Source organism: Pseudomonas sp. Irchel 3E19 (assembly GCF_900187585.1).
In the GTDB taxonomy this organism is placed as follows: Bacteria; Pseudomonadota; Gammaproteobacteria; order Pseudomonadales; family Pseudomonadaceae; genus Aquipseudomonas; species Aquipseudomonas baetica.
In genome coordinates this window covers 1-2,949 of sequence record NZ_FYDT01000099.1, presented here as the reverse complement: position 1 = coordinate 2,949, position 2,949 = coordinate 1, and the positions used below count along the sequence as shown (strand labels likewise).

Sequence of the window (2,949 nt, the reverse complement as noted above, 5' to 3'; positions counted from 1 at the left end):
ATGGCGAAGCCATGGACTATCTGCAGAAACTGAGCTTCCTCGGCGCCACGGGTATCGATGTGGCGTTTGCCTATGTGCGTGGGTATGCCATTGTTAAAGGGATATTTGATGCGCTGACCGAGGGTGGTCGTGGGGGACAAATTGCTCACACACTTATCTTGGATAAAAACCAAAAAGTAATGCAGGAGTGGGTGTACAACCTAACCCCACAGGCCCTAGGCCCATTACTAATGGCTTTAAGTACTTCACCTAGGTCATTTTCTGCTGAAGATGACGAGGACAGTAAAAGCTACAACAACGACGAGGCATACCTCATTCAACAACAAGCAATTGAAAGATGCCTTAGTTGGATTTCAAAAAAAACCAATGCAAATTTGCAATTTGAAGAAGCAATTATTTGCATGAATCGTGACGGGATTCGTCCCCCGCAGGCAGGACTTATGTTCTGCAAAAACAAGTTAAAACTCGATCTATTCATGAATGAAAGGGTTTTAGGCCACATCCCGGGTAACAACAGAATGCGGGAGCGGTACTCAGAAAACGCTAAACTTCTAGGGGCGAGAATGAATAGCCACTGCACTTACTCGAGCACATATACCGGCCCTGCATTTGCACCTATTCAAGAAGTCAAGGCCTTCTACAAAGGACCAAACATTGATTAAAACAATATACGCCATAATTTTATATTCAATATTTCTACCCACCTCAGCTTTTGCAGAACTTACGAGCGATCAACAAGTAGCAAAAAATAAAGGCCTTATCCTTTATCAACAAAGTGATTGGTACGATTCTCAGCCGCTACTGAAAATCGCGGCAGATGCGGGAGACAGTACGGCGCAATATTACTTGGGAGAGGCTATCCGCCTCAGCAACCGCTACACCACCGAAGACGCAAAAAAATGGTACGAATCAGCAGCTAAGCAAGGAGATTTGTATGCAATGCTTCGGCTGAGTAATTCGCATGATTTGTGCAAGGAGATGGGGAGTTGCTCAGGTAAAAGCGATGAAGAATGGCGGAATTATGCACTACAGGTTGCAAATGAGCGCGCCGAGAAAGGCGATACTGAGGCAATGATTGTTTTATTTACCGCCAAGCAAGGTTTGCAATGGTTGGAAAAAGCAGCGACGGCAGGCAGTGGATTTGCTCAAAAAGTGCTTGCTGGTAAGTACAAAGATGGTGAAGGCTGGTTCCTTATTCCTGGCAGCCGCGAAAAAGCCGTTGAGAAATGGTTCAAAGCTTCAGCGGAGAGCGGCTACCCACCGGGTATGTACCTCTACGCAAATTTTTTATATGAAAATAAAGCAAGCAAAGAAGACGTAGGATATTGGCTAAAAAAGGCCGCTGAGTCAGGTCACATTGATGCCGCTGGTGGATATGCCCTCACTGTAGCGCATCTTCCTGACAGTTACGGATTTCCGTTGGACTTAGTAGAAGCGTATGGAATCACCTACCTTATCTCCCATTTGCAAGGCGGTGGCGTAGCCCCTGAGGATGCTAGAAGAAGCCTTCCTGAAATTGCCGAAAAGATGAGTCCTCAAGAAATCAAGGATGGGATCCGCTTTGCCAAAGATTGGGAAAAGACTCACCCACCACTTTCCTACTTTGTTCCGGCTTACGGCTACTGATCTAAGGAAGTTTATCTGTGTCCGCTTTCCGCCCTATTTTCTTGAGCATCGCCTTCTGGGTTTCCACCACATCAATTTCCAACGCCCAAGTCATTGAAAATCAAGCGGCAGCGAAAGAAACTGGAATTATGCTTTACCAGCAAAGTGCATGGACTTCCTCACAGCCTTTTTTGCAAACCGCTGCTGAAGCAGGCGATCGAGACGCTCAGTATTACTTAGGCGAGGCGATCCGATTAAGTAACCGCTACATGACAGAGGACGCCGTAAAATGGTACGAGGCCGCAGCCGAACAAGGACATCTCTATGCCATGCTGCGTCTCAGTAACAAAGAAGATCTCTGCACCGTAATCGAAACCTGCACTCAAAAAAGTGGTAAGGACTGGAGGGCGCAGGCCTTAAAAATTGCACACGAACGCGCGGAGAGAGGCGACACCGAAGCAATGGTAGCGCTCTATACAGCTAAACAAGGCTTGGAGTGGTTAGAAAGGGCTGCAGAGTCGGGTGACAACTTCGCTCAGCAACTTCTTGCGAGTGCCTACCAAAATGGAAAAGGTTGGTTCGTAATTCCTGGCAGTCGAGAAAAAGCAATCGAAAAATGGTTTAAGGCATCAGCGGAAGGAGGATTCCCTCCGGGGATGTATCTTTATGCGAACTATCTGTACGAACACAACGGAAGTAAACAAGATGTCGGAAAATGGCTTAAGAAGACTGCCGAGTCGGGGCACATTGACGCTCTAGGCGGCTACGCCCTTAATATCGCCCATCTTCCAGATAGCTATGACTTCCCCTTAGATCTAATAAAAGCGTATGGATATACATACTTAATTTCAAATCTGAAGGGAGGTGCTATCGCCCCAGAAGAAGCGAGGTTAAACCTTCCAAGGATTGCGGAGAAAATGGGGCCGGAGGAAATCAAGTCAGGAATTGAATTCGCCAAAGATTGGGAAAGAACACACCCACCACTTTCTTACTTCGATCCAATTTATGGTTATTAAAAAATCCAACCACAGAGCAAACGAAGATAGACCATGTTCTCTTCTTTAGACATGGTCTATCTATCAATGAGCCCTACCCTCACGGACACTAAACGTGGCATGCCCCTTAAGTCCCCCACATGAAGGACCTAAGTGCCTAGCAATAAATATGAGCGATTACCCCACGCGGGGGACTTCGAAAAAGAAAAGGGACGGAAAACGGGGACAGACCCTGAGGGATCCCCACAAATTTACCCTAAACTCTGCGCTTGATGGCTTACCTCATCACGCAGAGCCCGCTCCAATATTTCCAAGTGTCCTCGGCCTCCAAAATCTGTGCAACTTCGCC

2 protein-coding genes and 1 pseudogene are annotated in these 2,949 nt (G+C 46.9%); all 3 read left to right on the top strand.

Features of this window, described 5'->3' with window-relative positions; translation table 11 throughout:
• A pseudogene (locus CKW18_RS29490) lies at positions 1-662 on the top strand (hypothetical protein); the annotation flags it as partial.
• Entirely contained in the window at positions 655-1,626 is a 972-nt protein-coding gene (locus tag CKW18_RS29485) for a tetratricopeptide repeat protein (RefSeq protein ID WP_095191970.1), read from the top strand. The pseudogene CKW18_RS29490 and the gene CKW18_RS29485, both read left to right, overlap by 8 nt.
• 17 nt (positions 1,627-1,643) lie before the next feature.
• Positions 1,644-2,621 (top strand): tetratricopeptide repeat protein, encoded by a 978-nt coding sequence (locus tag CKW18_RS29480; RefSeq protein ID WP_256587129.1) that lies wholly within the window; start codon positions 1,644-1,646, stop codon positions 2,619-2,621.
• Positions 2,622-2,949: the final 328 nt, after the last annotated feature.